Genomic DNA, 2,705 nt, shown 5'->3' with positions numbered 1-2,705 from the left:
TTTGTGTCATCACAATGCTCGAGGGCCTCAATCGCCGGGAGCGCTTTACCCCCCAACAGTTCGAGGAAGGCCCCGCCTCCCGTGGAAATATAAGTGATCTTATCAGTCTCGCCCGCCTCATGAATCGCCACATCAGTATCTCCCCCCCCGACAATAGTAACGGCATACGAATTTGCCACACTGTGAGTCAGCGCCGATGTCCCTCTGCTGAATGCGTCAATTTCAAACACCCCCATCGGACCATTCCAGACGATGGTTTTGGTATTATTTAACGCCTCTGTAAAGAGGGCAATAGTGGCGGGACCGATATCGAGGCCCATCCAGTTGGGATTAATCTCCTGTATAGGCACTATCTTCGTCTCCGCTTGGGCACTCTTATTCTCAGCGATAACACAATCAACGGGCAGATATAATTTTATACCCAGTTTCCCTGCCGTTTCCATCAGCTCCCGGGCCTTGGCCACCAGATCATCTTCCACGAGGGACTTACCAATCTCATACCCCTGCGCTTTCAGGAAGGTAAAAGCCATCCCTCCGCCGATAATCATCTTATCAACCTTTTTAATGAGATTAGTCAGGGCTTCAAGTTTACCGGAAACTTTCGAACCGCCAATAATTGCCACAAAAGGTCGAGCCGGACTGTCCAGCGCCTTTTTAAAGAAGTTCAACTCCTTCTTTATCAGAAAACCGGCGCCACAGACCTTCATGAACTTTGTGATGCCAACGTTTGATGCATGCCTCCTGTGGGCATTTCCAAAGGCATCATCAATGTAGACATCTGCCAAACTGGCCAGTTCCCTGGCAAACTCATCGGCATTAGCTTCCTCCTCCGGATGAAACCTCAGGTTCTCAAGGAGAACAATACACCTCGGTTTCATGTCTGCGATCAGTTTCCTTACTTCGTCACCGATACAATCTCCGGCCATCTGTACCTGTTTATCTAAAAGCCCTAAAAGCCGGGACAACCTTATCGTGACGGGGGCAAGGCTAAGTTCAGGCACAACCCTCCCCTTGGGTCTCCCGAGATGGGAGATAATGATGACTTTTGCTCCCTTATCGAGGGCATAATTAAGCGTGGGAAGGACGGCCCTGATCCTCGTATCATCAACGATATTAAAACTACCGTCTAAGGGAACTAAGGGAACATTGAAATCAAATCTAAACAGGACCCTCTTTCCTCTGATGTCTATTTCATCTATAAATTTCATAGTTTCTCCTTGTCATTTGATGTGAAATTCCCCTCACGGACGTGTAGCTACCGACTAAGATGCTTAGAGAGCTTTGCGAGACTAAAAATTGGCGTTAGAATGGTCGAAAAAAGATTTTGAGCCCTTGTGAAGACAATTTTCAAAGGTCTCGCTTAAATTAACTAGGGGGCTGAATATCACAACAGGACATACAGGTCAAGACGAAAACTTAATGCTCTTCTTTCCATCCTGGATTCTCAGCCAACACCTTTTCCACTCTCTTTATCATGGATGCCTTTCCCAGAATGGCAAAGACTTTCTCAAGCTCCGGTCCCGACAGTCTGCCGGTTATCGCAACCCTTATAGGCATAAGCAGTTTCTTTCCCTTAAAACCGGTCTTTTCACGTACGGCGGCAATCACATCGTGATAGGAATTTTCATCGGTTTTCTGCTTCAGTGCCTCACGAAGGGCATCCACTACTATTACAGCATCGTTTCCCCGGAGGAGCTCCACCGCCTCCTCTGAAAAATGATACCTCTCGTCAGAAAACATATCCAGGTAATCTCCAACTTCGGACAGGGTAACGAGATTACCCCTCACGGCCTCAACAACCTGATAAAGCCACTCACCCTCAATAGCGTCATAATCATATCCTGCCTTTTCAATAAATGGCGCCAACCGTTCTGTTAGCTTTTGGAGTTCATATTGCCGGATATAGATGCCGTTGAGCCACTTCAGTTTGTCCTCATCAAAAATGGCACCACCTTTACCCGTCCCCGCGAGGGAAAAATCTCTGATAATCTCTGCAAGAGAATAGACCTCCCTGTTTTTCCCTGTGGAACTTCCTAACAGGTAAAGATAGTTCAACAGGGTCTCCGGCAGGATACCCCTGTTTCTGAACCCCCTGACAGAAACAGTTCCGTGGCGCTTACTCAACTTTGTATGGTCTTTTCCCCGGATCAGAGAATGGTGGGCAAAAGAAGGGAAAGTAAAACCGAAGGTTTTATAGAGAATCAACTGCATAGCCGTATTGGTAAGGTGATCCTCTCCCCTGATGACATGGGTTATTTTCATGAGGTGATCGTCAATGACGACAGCAAAGTTATAGGCGGGAACCCCGTTGGAACGGACGATAATGAAGTCGCCAATATCGGCACAATTAAATCTCATCTTCCCCCGGATCAGATCGTTGAACTCAATTCCACCCTCTCCTACGTGGAAACGAAAAGCTGGCCTTCTCCCCTCCCCTTCAAGTTTTCTTTTAGTCTCATCCGTTAGGTGCCTGCATTTTCCAGTATATCTTGGTGTCATCTTCCGGGAAAGGAGACCGACCCGCTCTGCCTCCAGTTCTTCTTCCGTGCAGTAACAGGGGTAAACATTCCCTCCCTTGATCAGTTTCTTCAGGTAGAAATCATAAATATCGAGCCTTGCCATCTGATGATACGGTCCCACCGGCCCGTCCTTTTCCGGTCCTTCATCCCAGTCTAAGGAGAGCCATTTCAGGTCTTCCAGAAGGT

The 2,705-nt window shown here is 47.7% G+C and carries 2 protein-coding genes; both read right to left on the bottom strand.

The window, feature by feature from the left end; translation table 11 throughout:
* Nucleotides 1-1,208: phosphoglycerate kinase (locus tag QMD03_07650; GenBank protein ID MDI6777097.1), on the bottom strand; the 1,208-nt coding region annotated here is incomplete at its 3' end.
* A gap of 208 nt (nucleotides 1,209-1,416) precedes the next feature.
* Nucleotides 1,417-2,705, bottom strand: a 1,289-nt coding sequence (gltX, locus tag QMD03_07645; GenBank protein ID MDI6777096.1) for a glutamate--tRNA ligase, incomplete at its 5' end; no start/stop codon positions are given.

Source organism: Syntrophales bacterium, assembly GCA_030018935.1.
In the GTDB taxonomy this organism is placed as follows: Bacteria; Desulfobacterota; Syntrophia; order Syntrophales; family CG2-30-49-12; genus CG2-30-49-12.
The sequence above is the reverse complement of the archived record's forward strand: the minus strand, read 5'-3'. Positions and strand labels throughout refer to the sequence as shown.